The sequence below is a fragment of the Promicromonospora sp. Populi genome (assembly GCF_041081105.1).
In the GTDB taxonomy this organism is placed as follows: Bacteria; Actinomycetota; Actinomycetes; order Actinomycetales; family Cellulomonadaceae; genus Promicromonospora.
Map to the genome: position 1 here is coordinate 2819683 of NZ_CP163528.1, position 16237 is coordinate 2835919.

Here is a 16237-nt window from a genome sequence, read left to right on the forward strand (position 1 = left end):
GAACGGGACGTGACATCGATGCGACGTCCTGTCAGAACAGCCCGCACGTGCCGGACCGCGGGCCAGTGACCTGTAGGTCGGACACTCACCGCCCGGCGTGCACGTTTCCCGTCCGCAGGCGCTCCCGCAGGCCGGGGAGCGCGTCGACCAGGCTCGACGGCGCCGGGTTCCGGGTCACCATCGAGAGCGTCACCCGTCCGCGAGTCGGCGCGGGCACGGTCCGGTCGCCCGGCGCGGCATACCAGCGCGCCACCATGTCGGGCACGACGGCGGCGCAGCGCCGCTCGCGTGCCGTCCGCACCGCCGCCTCCGCGGTTGCTCCGGGCCGAGCGTGCGCACCGAGCTCGGTGAGCCGCCGGTGCAGGGCGTCGGCCGTGAGATCCAGCGGGCAGTAGATCACGGTCTGCCCGCTGTAGGGGCGCCGGCCCGCGCTGGGTCCGGGGGCGCCGTCGGGCAGCAGTGTGACCAGGTCGTGGCGACCCACCTCCGTGACCAGCAGGCCGCGCGCGATCGGGACCTGCTTCGCTATCGACACGAACGCTGCGTCGAGCGTGCCCCGCTCCACCCACTCCAGCAGCCGGGGCCCGTGCTCCACCTCCGGCTGCACCACTACGTCGTCGAGCAGCACGTCGAGCGCCGCGAACAGCGTGCCCGCGATGCTCGGGAACGCCCCGACCGAAACGGTGCGCGACTGCGCCGCCGACAACGTCCGCTCGACGATCGCGCCCAGGTGGTCGAGCACGTGCGCCGCCTGCTCGCAGAACTCTCGCCCCGCCGCCGTCGGCCGCGCGCCAGTGGTGTCCCGGTCGAAGAGCGGGACCCCCACACGGCGCTCCAGCGCGGAGAGCCGCTGGCTCGCGGACGGCTGGCTGACCAACAGCTCACGCGCGGCGGCACCCAGCGAGCCGTGCCGCGCGACGGCATCGACCAGGCGAAGGTCGTCGACCGCTGGGTATGAGCTCATAGCCCCAGGTTATGTCGAGCCGTCTGCGATCGACACCTACCGGGCGCTCCGGGAGGCCCGCAGGATGGCGCTGTGCGCCACCCACACCTCGTCACGCTGACCGCCACGACCTTCGTCACCTGGACCGGCCAGCGCATCACCGCCGTCGCGCTGCCGCTGGTCGCGCTCGATCAGACGGGCGACGCCTGGACCACCGGGCTCGTCGGTGGCTTCGCCGGGCTGCCGCTGCTCACCTCCGCGTGGTGGGGACGGCGGCTGCGGTCGCGCCTGACGTCGGGGCGGTCGCTGGCGCTCGTGCTCGCGATCCAGGTGCTCGGGCTGGTGCTGGTGCCGGTCGCGGCGGCGACCGTCGGCGTGGGCGCGGTGGTCCTGTGCGCGGCGGGGCTGGTCACAGGCGCGACGGCGGCCATGCTCGCGCCCGCACAGCGCGCCCTGACCGCCGACCTGGCCGAGCTCCCTGGCAACGCACCCGGCGTCGGCGCCCGGGCGCTGGCCTGGCAGGACCTCGCGCACCGGTCGTCCATGATCTTCGCGCCCGCGCTCGGCGCGTGGTTGCTGGTCACCTGGGGCGCCGAGCCGCTGCTGTGGTGCGAGGCCGCGGCGGTCGCGCTGAGCGCGGCGGCGATGCTGACCGTCCCGGCCGCCTCAACTTCGGCGGCGGCGGAACCTGACGAGACCGTACCGGCCGAACCCGCGCCGTCCGTGCGCGCCGTGCTGCGGGCCCACCCCGACCTGGCGGTCGGCATCGGGCTTGCGGGGATCGGCGGCATCACCTGGTTCGCCTTCACGCTGGGCCTTGCGCTGCTCGGCGCCGAGCTCGACCGGCCGGGCGAGCTGATCGCGGCCGGCATGGCGGGCTACGGCGCCGCGACCGTCGGTGTGTCCTTCGTCGTGCCACTCGTGGTGCACCGGGTGCCGCGCATCCCGGCGATCCTCGTCTCGTGGGTGATGCTCGGGGTCGCGTACCTGGCGCTGCCGCTGGCCGCGCCGAACCTGCTCGCGGTCGGCCTGGTGTCCGCCGTCGGCGGCCTGACCATGCCGTTCGGGATCGCGGCGCTCAATGCGCTCATCGTGGATCGGACGACGGGCGCCGAGCGCCGGACCGCGTTCACCGCGGAGACGGTGCTGCACAACGGCGGCGCCTCGGCGGGGCTGCTCGTGGGCGGGGCCCTGATCGGGGCGTTCGGCGCCGGACCGATCCTGGTGGTGACCGGCCTGATCCAGGTGATCGCGGCTGTCGCGGCGGCGCTGTGGCTGAAGTCGGCAGGTTCCGGTGTGGTCGGCAGTTGGCATCGAGATCGGTCCAGCGCTGGACCGATCTCGATGCCAACTGCCGACCGGTGAGTCAAACTGCCGACCGCGCGGCGGTGGCCAGGCTCGTGACGGCGGCGGCCAGGTCGCGCAGGCGGGGCGCCGTGCGTGAGATCAGGCTGTCCAGGTCGACCGGGCCGGGCGCGATCGAGAACGCCGCGGCGATCCCGGCGGCACGCGCCTGCGCCTCCGGGAGCAGCACCTGGCCGGCCAGCACCACGACGGGCGGCCGGGTCGGGGACGCGGCGGCGAGGCGTGCGACGCCGTCGGCCACTTTGCCGCCCAGCGACTGGGAGTCGAAGGACCCCTCCCCCGTGATCACCAGGTCGGCGTCCGCGAGCGCGGCAGGCAGGCCCACGGCTTCGGCGACGAGGACCGCCCCGGGGGTGGTCTCGGCGCCGAGCACGGCGATCAGGCCGGCGGGGACACCGCCCGCCGCGCCGGCGCCAGGGAGCTCGGCCACCGTGACACCGGTCTCTTGCAACAGCACCCCGGCCCAGTGCCGCAGCGCGTCGTCGAGGTAGTCGGCCGTGCCGTCGCGCGCGCCCTTCTGCGGCCCGAACACCTGAGCCGCGCCGTGCTCGCCCACGAGCGGGTTCGTGACGTCGACGGCGAGCCGCCAGCGCACCTCGCGCGCCCGCGGGTGCAGCCCGGACAGGTCGAGGGAAGCCACCGAGGCGAGTCCTTCCCCGCCGTCGGGCACCTGCTCGCCGTCGGTGCCGAGGAGGCGGGCGCCCAGGCTGGTCAGGATGCCGGATCCGCCGTCGGTGGAGGCCGAGCCACCCAGGCAGAGGATGATCTCCGCGACACCGGCGTCGAGCGCAGCGAGCGCCAGGTCTCCGGTGCCGCGCGTGTGCGCGTGCAACGGCTGCAGGGGCGCGTCGGCCACACCTGGCAGGCCGCTGGCCTCGGCGAGCTCGACCACCGCGGTGTGCCCGTCGGGCGAGACCGCCCACCGGGCCGTCGTCGGCCGGCCGATCGCGTCCACCGTCTCGGTGAACAGCGCTTCCCCGCCCCAGACGGCGAGCAGCGCGTCGAGGGTGCCCTCACCGCCGTCGGCCATGGGCAGGCGTGTCACGACGGCGTCCGGGGCGGCGTCCAGCACCCCGTCCGCGACCGCGGACGCTACCTCGGCAGCGGACAGGCTGCCCTTGAACGAGTCGGGGCAGACGACGACGCGCAGCGGCTTCACGCGCCGATCGTAGGCTGTGGGAGGCGTCAGGCAGCCAGAATTTCGGCGACCGGGACGAAGTCGGCGCCCAGCGCGGCGGCGACGCCCGGGTTGGTGATGCGCCCCGCGTGCGTGCTCAGGCCGCCGGCGAGCGCCGCGTCGGCACGCATCGCGTCCCGCCAGCCCTTGTCCGCGAGCGCGACGACGTACGGCAGGGTCGCGTTGGTCAGCGCGCGCGTCGAGGTCGCGGGTACGGCCCCGGGCATGTTCGCGACGCAGTAGTAGAGGGTGTCGTGGACCGCGAAGGTCGGGGCGTCGTGCGTGGTGGGGTGGGAGTGCTCGAAGCAGCCGCCCTGGTCGATGGCGATGTCGACGAGCACGGCGCCCGGCTTCATGGCCTTGACCATGGTGTCGGTCACGAGCTTGGGCGCGGCGGCACCGGGGACGAGGACGGACCCGATGACGAGGTCGGCGGACTCGACCTGCTCCGCCAGCTCGTAGGCGGTGGACACGCGGGTGGCGACGGCGCCGCCGAAGCGGGCCTCGAGCCGGCGCAGGGCGGGCAGGGACACGTCGAGGACGGTGACGTCGGCGCCCATGCCGAGCGCGTTCGCGGCCGCGTGCTCGCCGGCGACACCGCCGCCGATCACTACGACCTTCGCCTTGGGGGTGCCGGGCACGCCGCCCATCAGCACGCCCGTGCCGCCCTGGGGACGCATCAGGTGGTAGGCCCCCACCTGCGCGGACAGCCGCCCGGCGACCTCGCTCATGGGGCTGAGCAGCGGGAGCGAGCGGTCGGGCAGCTGGACGGTCTCGTACGCGATGGCGGTGGTGCCCGCGGCGAGCAGCGCGTCGGTGCACGGCTTGGACGCCGCGAGGTGCAGGTAGGTGAAGAGGGTCAGGTCCGGCCGCATGAGCGAGTACTCGGGCTCGATCGGCTCCTTGACCTTGATCAGCAGGTCGGCCGAGCCCCAGACCTCCTCGGCCGTCTCCACGGTGCGCGCGCCGGCGAGCCGGTACGCGTCGTCGCTGAAGCCGGAGCCCTGCCCCGCACCGGCCTGTACCAGCACGTTGTGGCCGCGACGGGCCAGCTCGTGGGCACCGGCGGGCGTGAGCGCGACCCGGCTCTCGTTGTTCTTGATCTCTGTGGGGACGCCGACGTTCATAAGGTGACCGTAATCACTCGACGGTGTGCGGGTCCAGATCACGTTCCCGAATAGATTGTTCGGCGCTCATGAACAATGATGAGGGCATGCTCAACCCCTGGCGACTGCGTCTGCTGCACCAGCTGCACCTCCTCGGCACGGTGCGCGCCGTCGCCGAAGCGACCCACATGAGCCCGTCGAGCGTCTCCCAGCAGCTGGCCACGCTGGAGACCGAGGCGAAGGCGCAGCTCTTCGAACGCGTCGGACGACGCATCCGGCTGACCCCCGCCGGCATCACGCTCGCCGGCCACGCCTCCGAGATCCTCGACCGGATCGCCACCGCCGAGGCCGACATCGCCGGCCTGCACTCGGAGGCCACCGGAGTGGTGCGGCTGGCCGCGTTCACCAGCGCCTTCCACGGCATAGTGGTGCCGGCCGTCGCGGCCCTCACCCAGCAGCATCCCCGGATCTCGGTGGAGCTCACCGAGGCGGAACCCCTGGTCAGCCGCCCTGCGCTGCAGCGTGGCGAGGTGGACGTGGCCGTCTGCGCGGACTTCCCGGACGCGCCCGTCCCGCCCGACGCCGATCTTGTGCGCCTGCCCCTGACCGGTGACCGCGTGGTGCTCGTGACGGCGCGCAACACGATCACGAGCGACCGCTCCGGGCGCGTCGACCTGGCCGGCCTCGCGGACGAGCCCTGGGCGTTCGAGCATCCCGGCGCCCACCTCGCTGACCTGGCCGAACGCCTCTGTCGGCGCGCCGGCTTCACGCCCAGGACGGTGGCCCGGTTCGAGAGTCACGGCACGTTGCTGAGCCACGTCGAGGCCGGGCTGTCGGTCACGCTGCTGCCGCTGCTGGCCGTCCACGACCGGTACGTCGTGCGCACGCTGGACCTCGTCGACCCGCCCCGCCGCGACATCCACATCCTGGCGCGCCGCACCACCATGGACCGGGCAGCGGTGCGCGTGGTGGTGGAGGCCCTACGCCACCAGGCGCGTTCCGCCTGATCAGCGGGGTCGGCCGGGTCAGCCAGCCGGGTGGGCTGGGTCAGAAGTCGTCGATGTCGAGCTGGGCCGCTCGCAGGTTCTCCGTCAGCCGGCGCAGCTCCAGGAGCTCGTCCGCGTCCATCGCGGGAGTCACGTAGTGCGCGATCGACCGCACGTGCCGGCGCCCGAGCTCCTTCTGAGTGGTGGCCCCCTCCTCGGTGAGGCTGACCAGGACGCCGCGGCCGTCGTCGGGCGAGGGGTGCCGCTTGACCAGGCCACGCTTCTCCAGCCGCTCCACCATGCGGGACAGGGAGGACTGGGCCATGAGGATGTTCTCGTTGAGCTCGCGCAGCCGAAGCGTCTCGGTGGGCGCGACCGACAGGGTGAACAGCACGTCGTACTCGCGCATGCTCAGGTCGCCCCAGATGTCATCCGCCAGGAGCCGGCGCATCACGGCCACCTGGGCGCGAAAAAGCGACTCCCATGCCTCCGCTGCCTCTCGCGCCGACGGCAGACGTCCCTCGGTCATCTAGCGCGCCTCCCACGTCATCCTCGGCACGGTACCCGACTGAACTTTCGCTCACCTACCCGGGCGCGTGGTGGCGAATTTCGCCATACGGATAGCATCGCCCGGCGGGCCGTGCCACCGGCGTTCCGGAGGCACGCCAAAGACACCCCGGAGCCATCCCTGGGTGCCGTGCGACGCCCGAGGTCAGCGCCCGAGCCGGCGCTCTCTGAGAGAGAAGTCGCGCAGCGCCCGCAGGAAGTCCACCCGCCGGAACGCGGGCCAGTACGCCTCGCAGAAATAGAACTCGCTGTGCTGGCTCTGCCACATCAGGAACCCGCTGATGCGCTGCTCGCCCGAGGTCCGGATGACCAGCTCCGGGTCCGGCTGACCCTTCGTGTACAGGTGCTCGGTGATGTGCTCGACGTCGATCGACTCAGCGAGATCGGCGAGGGTGGCCCCGTCCTTCGCGCGCTCGGTGAGGTAGGAGCGGACGGCGTCGGCGATCTCCGTGCGGCCGCCGTACCCGATCGCGACGTTGACCTGCAGGCCCTTCACGCCCGCGGTCCGGTCGGCTGCGGCCCGCAGCGCGCTGGCGAGGCGCGCAGGCAGCAGATCGAGCCGCCCGATGACCCGCAGGCGCCAGCGCCCGGACTCGGCAAGGTCGGAGACAGCGTCCTCGATGATGTCCAGGAGGTTGCTGAGCTCATCGGCCGACCGGCTCAGGTTGTCCGTGGACAGCATCCACAGCGTGACGACCTCGATACCCAGCGACTCGGCCCAGCCGAGGAACTCGGTGATCTTGTCGGCGCCCCTACGGTGTCCCGTGGCCGCGGTCTCACCGAACGAACGCGCCCAGCGGCGATTGCCGTCGAGCATCACGCCGATGTGCCGGGGCAGCGTCGCCCCGTGCAGGGCGAAGGCCAGACGTCGCTCGTAGAGGCGGTACAGCGGGCTGGGCAGGCGCACGGATACCTCAGTGTGTAGGGCCGTGGGGCCGCGAGGGTGCGGTCCGCACGACGGCGCTGACGCTGGGCTCAAGCACCCGGCAGGACGTGGACAAAGGTACCCCTCGAAACCGAGCGTTCCCGCCCGCCTGGGCCCTTCGGGGAGGCAGATGAGGCGACTCCCGCGAACCCGGCGCAGTATCTTCACAAGGCCCTTGTCGGGCCGCCGAACCCCTAACCTACGCTAGAGTAAGTTACGCAACCGTAGGTAGCGCCCCGGCCATTGTGGCGGCGCCGGTTGCCGCAAGTAGAGGAGACCAGTGTGGTAGCTCGAACTGACGGGCCGGACAGCTCGGAAGGCCCCCTGACGGGCGTCACGAACAAGGTCGACGACGTCGTGCAGGGCATCTCCACCTCGGTGTCCGAGATCGAGAAGAAGATCAAGCCCCGGCTGCGCGGCTGGATCCACGCGGGCACGTTCCCGTTCGCCCTGGCCACCAGCATCGTGCTCATCGTGCTGGCCCCGACCATGGCGGGCAAGGTGTCCGCGGCCGTGTTCGGCCTGAGCGCCTGCCTCCTGTTCGGCGTCTCCGCGGTGTACCACCGCGGCAACTGGTCGCCCCGGACCGAGGCGGTGCTGCGGCGCCTCGACCACACCAACATCTTCCTCATCATCGCGGGTACGTACACGCCGCTCGCAGTGCTGCTCCTGCCCCAGAGCCAGGCGACGGTGCTGCTCGCGCTGGTGTGGGGCGGCGCGCTGCTCGGACTGCTGGCCCGCATCTTCTGGCTGAACGCGCCCCGCTGGGTCTACGTGCCCGTCTACCTGGCGCTCGGCTGGGTCGCGGTCGCCTACATGGGTGCGTTCTGGGCCACGGGCGGCCCGGCCGTCGTCTGGCTCATCATCGCGGGCGGCGTGGCCTACACCGCCGGCGCGATCGTGTACGGCACCAAGAAGCCCGACCCGAGCCCTGCCTGGTTCGGCTTCCACGAGATCTTCCACGTGTGCACCGTGCTCGGTTTCGCGTGCCACGTGGTCGCGATCTACCTGGCGAACCTCGCGATCTGACGCCGAAGTCGTCAGGAGCCCGTCGGCACCACCGTGTAGCGGCGGTTCGCCAGCGACGGGTTGGTCTTGCGGACCGCCGCGAGCGGTGCTGGGTCCAGGTCGACGGTGCGGTACGCCTCCTCCTCGCCCATCTCCAGGCCCACGACGCCGTCCGGGCCCACCAGCAGCGTGTGGCCGGTGACGGTCTTGCCCGCCATGCCCACGCCGATCACGACCGCGGTGTTCTCGATCGCTCGCGCCCGTAGCAGCGTGCGCCAGTGGTCGGCCTTGAGCGGGCCCGCGACCCAGGCCGCGGGGTACACCAGGACGTCCGCGCCGGCGTCGACCAGCCGGCGGGCAGACTCCGGGAACCGCAGGTCGTAGCAGGTCAGCACCCCGAAAGTGAGCCCGCCCAGGCGCAAGGTGACCGGATCGGCGTCGGCAGGGCCCGGCTCGAGCAGCTCCGACTCCTGGTACCCGAACGCGTCATACAGGTGGACCTTGCGGTAGACGCCGGCGATCTGGCCCGCGCCATCGACCACGACCAGGGCATTCGCCGCGCGGACACCGTCGGAACCCGGCAGCGTGACGCCGGCGATCGCGGCGATCCCGTGCTTGCGCGCCCTGGCCCGCAGGAGCGTGACGAACGGGCCGTCGAGCTGCTCCGCATGCTCCGGCCCCACGCCGTGCGAACTGTAGGCGGAGGCGTACTCCGGGAGCACCAGAAGGTTCGCCTGAACCTGCTCAGCCGCCTTGAACGCGTCCAGCACAAGCTGGCGGTTGGCGGCGTGGTCGTCCGAGATCGCCACCTGCGCGACCGTCACCCGGACCACGCCGGCCGCCGAGTCGGGCCCGGCGCGCTCAGCCACCCGAACCACCGCGCTCGCTGGTGGAAGGCCCGCTGGTGGCCGACCCGTCGGCGGGGTCCTTGCCTGTGTCGGCGGCCGCGTCTGGCGAACCGGCGGGCTCGGCGGCGCCGAACTCGGGTTCCCCGTCCGTGCGCCGGAAGGCGATGCCCTCGGGCTCGGCGATCGGCAGACCCTGCTGACGGGCGTTGTAGCCGGCCCGGCGCAGGTGCTTGCTCATGTTCAGGAACAGCAGCACGCAGGCCACGGCCAGGGCGAAGGTGACGAGGAAGCCGATGAGCCCCGGCGAGACCTGCCACTCCTCCAGGCCTGGGCGCAGCTGGCCTTCGGTGGGGTTCGGTGACGGCTCCGTCGCGCGAGCGAGCGCGCCGGCGAGCAGCGGGCTCATGCGGGCACCTCCGCGCGGATTCCCTCGAACAGGTCGCTCTCGTACTCGCCGCGTGCCCGCTCGGGCAACGGCACACGGGACTCCGCAAGCTCGTACTCGTCCCAGGGCCACACGTCGACCTCGAGGTCACGCGGCACCGCGAAGAAGAATCCCTTGGGGTCGATCTGCGAGGCGTGCGCCGTCAGGGCGGCGTCGCGGTTGGTGAAGTAGTCGGCCACCGGCACCAGCGTGGTCACCTGACGCTCCGGGACCTCGTGCGCGTCGCGCGACTCGACCCAGTCGCCGAACGGCGACTCCAGCCCGGCGCCCTCGATGGCCTCGTGCACCGCGCGGATCCGCTTCATCGAGAACCCGTGGTTGTAGTAGAGCTTGAGCGGCTCCCACGGCTCGCCCGTACCCGGGTAGCGCTCCGGGTCGCCCGCGGCGTGGAACGCCTCGAACGACACCTCGTGGCACTTGATGTGGTCGGGGTGGGGGTAACCGCCCGAAGGGTCGTAGGTGGTGATCACGTGCGGCCGGAACTCGCGCACCGCCTGCACCAGCGGCGCGGCGGCCTCCTCCAGCGGGACCAGCGCGAAGCACCCCTCCGGCAACGGGGGCAGCGGGTCGCCCTCGGGCAGGCCCGAGTCCACAAAACCCAGCCACTGCTGACGCACGCCCATCGCCTCGGCGGCCTGGGCCATCTCCAGCTGCCGAACGGCGCGGCGGCCCTCGATCGACTCGAACTCGTGACCCTCGGGCACCTCGAACGACGGGTTCAGGATGTCGCCCCGTTCGCCCCCGGTACACGTCACGACGAGGACCTCCACCCCCTCTGCGGCGTAGCGGGCCATTGTGGCGGCGCCCTTGCTCGACTCGTCGTCCGGGTGCGCGTGCACCGCCATCAGACGGAGCGGCTCGCGCTCGGGTACGGACACTGGGTCCTCCTGTGTGTGCCGGGGGTATGGAACGAGGCTGGGACAATCACTCACAGACAGTCTGCGCACAGAGAGTCCGCGCACAGACAAGCAATCACATGGACCATGATCGTCCAGGGACAATCTTGCTACGAACCACTGACACCTCGATCCAAGCGAGCCGTGATGACTGACCCAGACCCCGCCGCCCCGGCCGTACCCACGCCCGCGCCGGCCCCAGACCTGGCCGAACGGTACGGCCGCGCCCGGCGGGGAGCACCGCAGGCCGGCGGGGACGACCCGTGGGACGAGAGCGATGGCGTCCGGCCCCGGCCGAAGCTCTCCGTGGGCGCCCGGATCGCCGTCACTCTGGCCCTCGCGGCCGGCGTCGCGATCGCCGCGTGGTTCACGATCGTCGACACCCAGCGCGACCCCGTGACCTTCACCGACGTCGGGTTCGTCGTGGTGAGCCCGGAGGAGGTCGAGGTGACGTTCGACGTCAGCATGCCGCCGCAGACCGAGGCCGTGTGCACGTTGACCGCTCTGAGCCCGAGCTTCGCGGAGGTCGGCGCGATCGACGTCGAGGTCGGCCCGGACGCCGCTCGGACCACCCGGCACACCGTCACCGTCGCTACGACGGAGCTCGCGACCACCGGCGTCGTCGACCACTGCGACCTGCGCTGACAGTCCGCTGCAGCGAGCGCGGCCGCGTCCGCTCACAGCGGAAACCGGGAATGTCCGGGCAAGTCTTTCCCGCCAATTGGTATTCTGGTCGTTTCACACGCTGTGTTGACCGGCTGACGCGCGTGCCCGATCCGCTCCGTCGGCCGGGCTTGGCGCGCTGCCGTAACTGTGGCTCAACCGAGCAACGACGAAAGGAGAGCCCCCGTGGCCGACACTTCTGTCACCTGGCTCACCCAGGAGGCGCACGACAAGCTCAAGGCTGAGCTGGAGCATCTCTCCGGCCCCTACCGGGCGGAGATCACGGAGCGCATCGCCGCTGCTCGCGACGAGGGTGACCTCAAGGAGAACGGCGGATATCACGCCGCTCGCGAGGAGCAGGGCAAGAACGAGCTGCGCATCCTCGAGCTCACCGAGAAGCTCCGGAACGTCCAGGTCGGCATTCCGGCCGACGACGGCACCGTCGAGCCGGGCATGGTCGTGACCGCCCTCGTCGCAGGCGACGAGATGAACTTCCTGTTCGGCTCGCGCGAGATGGCGGGGTCCACGGACCTCGACGTCTACTCGCCGACGTCGCCGCTGGGCGCCGCGATCGCCGGCAAGTCGATCGGCACCAAGACCAGCTACCACGCCCCCAACGGGCGGGACATCCCCGTGGAGATCACGGGCGCGAAGCCCTTCCAGGGCTGACCTGGCACGGCACGACAGAGCGCCTGGCCCCGTCCGATCCGGTCCCCCCGGAATGGACGGGGCCAGGCGCTCTAGCTCGTGCTCCGCGGCTCGTTCGTCGTCCGCAGCTCCGCGAGCCGACGGCGCAACAGCCTGCGGTCCCCCTCCCGGTCGACCTGGTCGAGCGCGCGCTGGTACTCCGCAGCGGCCTCGGCCGGTCGCCCCGCGCGCCGCAGGAGGTCCGCCCGCATCGCCGGGAGCAGGTGGTACGCCGCCAGCTCGGGCGCGGACGCGACGTCGTCGAGTGCGGCCAGGCCCGCGTCGGGCCCTCTGGACATGCCCACCGCCACCGCCCGGTTGAGCGCCACCACCGGCGAGCGCGTCTTGTCCAGCAGGACGTCGTAGAGGGCCTCGATCTCGGCCCAGTCCGTCTCGTCGGCCGACGCCGCGCGCGCGTGCAGCGCCGCGATCGCCGCCTGCACCTGGTACGGCCCGGCGCGGCGGGCCGCGAGGGCGTCGTCGAGCACCGCCAGCCCCTCCGCGATCTCGGCGTGCTGCCAGAGCGACCGGTCCTGCTCCTCGATCGTGCGCGGCGTCGCCTGGGTGAGTGGTGCCGCCGGAGTGTGCGACGTCGCCTCCGAGACCGCCTCCAGCCGGGCTCGCCGCCGCGCGTGCTGGAGCAGCAGCAGCGCGAGCAGCCCGCGCGCCTCCGGCTCATCAGGTAGGAGGCGCGCGACGAGCCGGGCACCGCGGATCGCGTCATCGGCCAGCGCACGCCGGGCCTCGGCGCCAGCGTCGTCGTCAGCGGGCTCCGCCCAGGCGTCGTAGCCCTCGGTGAACAGCACGTACAGCACGGCCAGCACCGCGGAGACCCGCTCGCGCAGCAGCTCGGACGGTGGGACGCGGAACGTGATCCCCGTGCTCCGGATCTTGCGCTTGGCCCGGGTCAGGCGCTGGGCCATCGTGGTCTCGGGCACCAGGAAGGCCCGGGCCACCTGCGCCGTCGTCATGCCCGTGAGGGACCGCAGGGTGAGCGCCACCCGGCCCTCCAGGGGCAGGGCCGGGTGGCAGCAGGCGAAGATCAGGCGCAGCAGGTCGCCGTCGGGATCCTCCGGTTCGACGCCGGTCCAACCGGCGCCGGTGTCCACGACGGCGGCCGCCTCGGCGGCCGGGTCGGCGGAGGCCGCCGGGGCGAGCCGCTCGGTGAGCCGCGCCGCGGCCATCACCTTCTCCGCCTCGACCTTGCGCCGCCGCAACCGGTCCAGCGCACGGTTGCGCGCGGTGCTGGTGAGCCATGCGCCGGGACGGTCTGGCACGCCGTCGCGCTGCCAGGTGCGCAGCGCGATCGCGAACGCCTCCTGGGCGCAGTCCTCCGCGAGGTCGAGGTCGCCCGTGCTGCGGGCGACGGCGGCGAGCACGCGGCCCCACTCGTCGCGGAAGGCGACGGTGACCGCGTGCCCGACGTCGGTCACGCCTCGGCGCCGTCGAGGTCGAGCGGCCAGAACGGGCGCAGCTCGAGCGCGCCCGTGAACGCCATCGGGTGGGCGGCCGCGATCCGGATGGCCTCGTCGAGGTCGGGGGCGTCGAGGATGTCGAAGCCCGCGATGACCTCCTTGGTCTCGGTGAACGGGCCGTCGGTGACGACCACCTCGCCGGACCGCACCTGCACGCCGACGGCATCGGCGGGCGGCCGCAGCCGGTCACCGATGATCGCGCGGCCGGTGTCGTAGGTGTCGCGGACCCAGTTCTCGATGGTGGGTACGTCGCCCGGGTCGGCCGGGGCGTCGGGGGTGGACAGGACGAGCATGAGGTAACGCATGGTGTGCTCCCTTCCGGGGAGGTCCCCGGACTCATGGTGGCGCGGACCGGTCGGCCGCGTCACCCTGACGACGAACGGGAATCCGCCTGCACGACACCCCGAGCAAAGCTCACACGACGGCGACCTCGAAGCCCTCGGACTCCAGCCGCTCCACGACCGCCGCCCGGTGGTCGGTGCCCTTGGTCTCGAGCTGCAGGTTGACCGAGACCTCGGACACCGAGAGCGAGACGTCGGTGCGTGTGTGGTCGACCGCCACGATGTTGGCCCCGGCCGCGGCGATGGTCTCCACGAGCCGGGCGAGCGCACCCGGCCGGTCCGTCAGCCGCACCTGCAGCTTCAGGTATCGCCCCGCCGCGACGAGGCCGTGCTGCACCACACGGAGCAGCACGAGCGGGTCGATGTTCCCGCCCGACAGCACGGCGACGACCGGTCCCTCGAACACGCCGGGCCCGGCGGCCATGATGCCCGCGACGCCGGCCGCTCCCGCGGGCTCGACCATCAGCTTCGAGCGCTCCAGCACCGCCAGCAGCGCGCGCGAGAGCTGGTCCTCGGTGACCGTCCGCACCTCGACGCCCTGCTTCTGCACGATCCCGAACGGCACGTCGCCCGGCAGCCCCACGGCGATGCCGTCGGCCATGGTGGAGCCGAGCACACCCGCTATGGGTTTGCCGGCCTTCAGCGACCCCGGGTAGGCCGCAGCCGACGCCGCCTGCACACCCACTACCTTCACGTGCGGCGCGATCTCGGCGAGCACGGCCGCGATCCCGGCGACGAGCCCGCCTCCGCCCAGCGGCACGACGACGGTCGCGACGTCCGGCACCTGCTGGAGGATCTCCAGGGCAACGGTGCCCTGGCCGGCCACGACGTCGACGTGGTCGAACGGGTGGATGAGTACCCGGCCCGACCGCGCGGCCTCGACCCGGGCGGCGGCGAGCGCCTCGTCCACGGACGAGCCGACCATCCGCACCTCAGCCCCGTAGCCGCGGGTCGCGGCAACCTTGGGCAGGGCGGCGTCGACCGGCATGTAGACGACGGTGCTGATGCCGAGCATCCCGGCGGCGAGCGCGACGCCCTGCGCGTGGTTCCCGGCCGAGGCCGCCACGACGCCGCGCTCCCGTTCAGCGGCGGACAGCCGCGAGAGCCGCACGTACGCACCGCGGACCTTGAAGGACCCGGCACGCTGCAGGTTCTCGCACTTGAGCAGCACCTTTGTGCCGGCGATCGTGGAGAGCGCACGGCTCTCGGTGACAGGGGTACGAGTGATGACGCCGTCGAGCAGGTCGGCGGCAGCGCGGGCGTCGTCGGCGGTCACCGTGAGGTGGCCGCCGTAGGACTCCAGGTCGAACGGATCCAAGGGCACAGCGGGCATGTTGCCCGACTGCGCCCCCAGATGCACGTTCAGCGCTTCGGATCACCCTCCGGCGCGTCCCGGTTCTCGTCGCTGCCGACGTCGGCGAGCGCCGTCTCGGTGACCGCTCCGGTGGTGGCGGAGGCTCCGCGGCGCAGCCGGATCGGTGGCGCGTCGGCGGCGCGCCATCGGATCGGCAGGGCGTCCTCGTCGCCGAGCTCGGGGAACTTGTCGTGCCCGTTCAGGTACAGGATCACGGTGTTCAGCACGGCTACCAGCGGCACGGCGAACAGGGCGCCCACGATGCCCGCGGCGTACGACCCGGCAGCCACGGCGAGGATCACCGCCACCGGGTGCAGCGAGACGGCCTGGCCCATGAGGAACGGCTGCAGCGCGTGCGACTCGATCTGCTGCACCAGCAGCACCACGCCGAGCATGATGAGGGCCGCGACCCAGCCGTTCGAGACAAGCACCACGACGACTGCGATGGCGCCCGTGACGATGGCACCGACCACCGGTACGAACGACCCGACGAACACGAGGATGCCGATCGGCAGGGCGAGCGACGGGACGAAGAACACCGCGCCGATCCCGATACCGACGGCGTCCACGGCGGCGACGAGGATCTGCGTGCGGGTGTAGGCGGCCAGGGTGACGGCGCCGCGGCGGCCTGCCTGGTTTACCTGTTCACGGGAGGACCGCGGGAGCAGGCCGACGATCCAGCCCCAGATGCCGCGCGGGTCGTGCAGGAAGAAGAACGTGCAGAACAGCGCGATCAGCGCGCCGACCAGGACGCTGCCCGCGGTGGCGGCGGCGCCGAGGGCACCGCTCACGATGGCACCCTGCTGCGCTTCGAGCTGGTCGAGGATGTCCTGGCTGTAGCTCTGCAGCTGGTCCTCCAGCCCGAACGTCGCCGAGAGCTGGGACCACAGCTCGTTGAAGCCGCTGACGGCCTGGGTGCGCAGGTCGGCGAACCCGTTGGCGATCGACTGACCGGCCAGGGTGATCAGGCCGGCGACCACCACGATCAGGCCGACCAGCGAGAGCCCGGCGGAAAGTGCCCGCGGGAGGCGCAGCCGCTCGTTCAGCAGGCGCCGCACCGGCGTCAGCATGATTGTCAGCAGCAGGGCCACCGCGACCGGGATCACGATGGTCTTGAGCAGGGCCAGGAGCCACAGTGCCGCGGCGACGAACGCCCCGATGAGCAGGATGCGCCACGACCAGGAGGCGGCAGCGCGGATCGCCGGCGGGACCGCCCCTGCCTCGTCGCTGTGTGGCGTGCTGATCTGGTCTGACGTCACGCTGGTCTCCTCGTTCTGCGGCACGGTTCAAACCTTAGGGGAGCACACCGACACGCCCCTGGCCTGCCCACGCGCCGCACGGAAGGTACACGGTGCGCTCACCGGTCCGACAGATGTCGGAAGGAACACCCGACACGTGACCGAAGACGGCGCGCCCCGGCGCTCGTAGCCTCGCGGCACGGCCCGCTCCGG

Annotated in this window: 17 protein-coding genes; 5 read left to right on the top strand and 12 right to left on the bottom strand. The window is 72.4% G+C overall.

Going from position 1 to position 16237, the window contains the following annotated elements; all coding sequences use genetic code 11:
* Window positions 1-85 precede the first annotated feature (85 nt).
* Window positions 86-964 carry a LysR family transcriptional regulator gene (locus tag AB1046_RS12705; protein WP_369369672.1) on the bottom strand — a complete coding sequence of 293 codons (879 nt, stop codon included), beginning with the start codon at window positions 962-964 and terminating at the stop codon, window positions 86-88.
* A 72-nt stretch (window positions 965-1036) separates the two neighbouring features.
* Here AB1046_RS12705 and AB1046_RS12710 point away from each other — a divergent pair, with 72 nt between their 5' ends.
* A complete protein-coding gene (locus AB1046_RS12710; RefSeq protein WP_369369673.1) occupies window positions 1037-2308 on the top strand; it encodes an MFS transporter in 1272 nt (423 codons plus the stop codon).
* 1 nt (window position 2309) lies between these two features.
* Here the strand turns inward: AB1046_RS12710 and AB1046_RS12715 are convergent, their stop codons facing one another.
* On the bottom strand, window positions 2310-3467 hold the full coding sequence (locus AB1046_RS12715) for a glycerate kinase (protein WP_369369674.1): 1158 nt from the start codon (window positions 3465-3467) through the stop codon (window positions 2310-2312).
* A 26-nt stretch (window positions 3468-3493) separates the two neighbouring features.
* A complete protein-coding gene (gene ald / locus AB1046_RS12720; protein ID WP_369369675.1) occupies window positions 3494-4612 on the bottom strand; it encodes an alanine dehydrogenase in 1119 nt (372 codons plus the stop codon).
* 68 nt (window positions 4613-4680) lie between these two features.
* Here ald and AB1046_RS12725 point away from each other — a divergent pair, with 68 nt between their 5' ends.
* On the top strand, window positions 4681-5598 hold the full coding sequence (locus tag AB1046_RS12725; RefSeq protein WP_369369676.1) for a LysR family transcriptional regulator: 918 nt from the start codon (window positions 4681-4683) through the stop codon (window positions 5596-5598).
* Between the two features lie 40 nt (window positions 5599-5638).
* Here the strand turns inward: AB1046_RS12725 and AB1046_RS12730 are convergent, their stop codons facing one another.
* Both AB1046_RS12730 and AB1046_RS12735 read right to left on the bottom strand, forming a co-directional pair.
* Window positions 5639-6106: a MarR family winged helix-turn-helix transcriptional regulator gene (locus tag AB1046_RS12730; protein WP_369369677.1), complete on the bottom strand. Its 468-nt coding sequence runs from the start codon at window positions 6104-6106 to the stop codon at window positions 5639-5641.
* Between the two features lie 183 nt (window positions 6107-6289).
* Window positions 6290-7051 carry an isoprenyl transferase gene (locus AB1046_RS12735; protein WP_369369678.1) on the bottom strand — a complete coding sequence of 254 codons (762 nt, stop codon included), beginning with the start codon at window positions 7049-7051 and terminating at the stop codon, window positions 6290-6292.
* Window positions 7052-7426: 375 nt separating this feature from the next.
* Between AB1046_RS12735 and AB1046_RS12740 the strand changes: the two genes are divergently transcribed.
* A complete protein-coding gene (locus tag AB1046_RS12740) occupies window positions 7427-8098 on the top strand; it encodes a hemolysin III family protein (RefSeq protein ID WP_369375687.1) in 672 nt (223 codons plus the stop codon).
* 11 nt (window positions 8099-8109) lie between these two features.
* Here the strand turns inward: AB1046_RS12740 and AB1046_RS12745 are convergent, their stop codons facing one another.
* Genes AB1046_RS12745 through mca form a run of 3 tightly spaced genes read right to left on the bottom strand, consistent with a single transcriptional unit; the run spans window position 8110 to window position 10215 of the window.
* Entirely contained in the window at window positions 8110-8946 is an 837-nt protein-coding gene (locus tag AB1046_RS12745; protein ID WP_369369679.1) for a carbon-nitrogen hydrolase family protein, read from the bottom strand.
* Window positions 8939-9331, bottom strand: coding sequence for a hypothetical protein (locus tag AB1046_RS12750; RefSeq protein WP_369369680.1), 393 nt, complete (start codon window positions 9329-9331; stop codon window positions 8939-8941). Before AB1046_RS12750 ends, AB1046_RS12745 begins: the two co-directional genes overlap by 8 nt.
* The gene (gene mca / locus AB1046_RS12755) at window positions 9328-10215 is read right to left on the bottom strand and encodes a mycothiol conjugate amidase Mca (RefSeq protein WP_369375689.1); all 888 of its coding nucleotides are present in this window, start codon (window positions 10213-10215) and stop codon (window positions 9328-9330) included. Before mca ends, AB1046_RS12750 begins: the two co-directional genes overlap by 4 nt.
* A 198-nt stretch (window positions 10216-10413) precedes the next feature.
* Between mca and AB1046_RS12760 the strand changes: the two genes are divergently transcribed.
* Both AB1046_RS12760 and greA read left to right on the top strand, forming a co-directional pair.
* A complete protein-coding gene (locus AB1046_RS12760) occupies window positions 10414-10911 on the top strand; it encodes a DUF4307 domain-containing protein (RefSeq protein WP_369369681.1) in 498 nt (165 codons plus the stop codon).
* 204 nt (window positions 10912-11115) lie between these two features.
* Entirely contained in the window at window positions 11116-11598 is a 483-nt protein-coding gene (gene greA / locus AB1046_RS12765; protein WP_369369682.1) for a transcription elongation factor GreA, read from the top strand.
* 71 nt (window positions 11599-11669) lie between these two features.
* Here greA and AB1046_RS12770 read toward each other — a convergent pair whose 3' ends face one another.
* The 4 genes from AB1046_RS12770 to AB1046_RS12785 form a co-directional block, all read right to left on the bottom strand.
* The gene (locus AB1046_RS12770; protein WP_369369683.1) at window positions 11670-13049 is read right to left on the bottom strand and encodes an RNA polymerase sigma factor; all 1380 of its coding nucleotides are present in this window, start codon (window positions 13047-13049) and stop codon (window positions 11670-11672) included.
* Window positions 13046-13396 (bottom strand): YciI family protein, encoded by a 351-nt coding sequence (locus AB1046_RS12775; RefSeq protein WP_369369684.1) that lies wholly within the window; start codon window positions 13394-13396, stop codon window positions 13046-13048. The genes AB1046_RS12770 and AB1046_RS12775 overlap by 4 nt, the downstream gene beginning before the upstream one ends.
* 109 nt (window positions 13397-13505) lie before the next feature.
* Complete coding sequence (ilvA, locus tag AB1046_RS12780; RefSeq protein ID WP_369369685.1) at window positions 13506-14756, bottom strand: threonine ammonia-lyase; 1251 nt, start codon at window positions 14754-14756, stop codon at window positions 13506-13508.
* Between the two features lie 38 nt (window positions 14757-14794).
* Complete coding sequence (locus AB1046_RS12785; protein ID WP_369369686.1) at window positions 14795-16069, bottom strand: AI-2E family transporter; 1275 nt, start codon at window positions 16067-16069, stop codon at window positions 14795-14797.
* Window positions 16070-16237 lie beyond the last annotated feature (168 nt).

What these genes read in the sequence shown, in the direction of transcription:
- AB1046_RS12760 (WP_369369681.1), top strand. Translation starts at nt 10,414, where the DNA reads ATGACTGACCCAGACCCCGCCGCCCCGGCCGTACCCACGCCCGCGCCG.
- AB1046_RS12725 (WP_369369676.1), top strand. Translation starts at nt 4,681, where the DNA reads ATGAACAATGATGAGGGCATGCTCAACCCCTGGCGACTGCGTCTGCTG.
- AB1046_RS12750 (WP_369369680.1), bottom strand. Translation starts at nt 9,331, where the DNA reads ATGAGCCCGCTGCTCGCCGGCGCGCTCGCTCGCGCGACGGAGCCGTCA.
- AB1046_RS12775 (WP_369369684.1), bottom strand. Translation starts at nt 13,396, where the DNA reads ATGCGTTACCTCATGCTCGTCCTGTCCACCCCCGACGCCCCGGCCGAC.
- mca (WP_369375689.1), bottom strand. Translation starts at nt 10,215, where the DNA reads ATGGCGGTGCACGCGCACCCGGACGACGAGTCGAGCAAGGGCGCCGCC.
- AB1046_RS12705 (WP_369369672.1), bottom strand. Translation starts at nt 964, where the DNA reads ATGAGCTCATACCCAGCGGTCGACGACCTTCGCCTGGTCGATGCCGTC.
- ald (WP_369369675.1), bottom strand. Translation starts at nt 4,612, where the DNA reads ATGAACGTCGGCGTCCCCACAGAGATCAAGAACAACGAGAGCCGGGTC.
- AB1046_RS12730 (WP_369369677.1), bottom strand. Translation starts at nt 6,106, where the DNA reads ATGACCGAGGGACGTCTGCCGTCGGCGCGAGAGGCAGCGGAGGCATGG.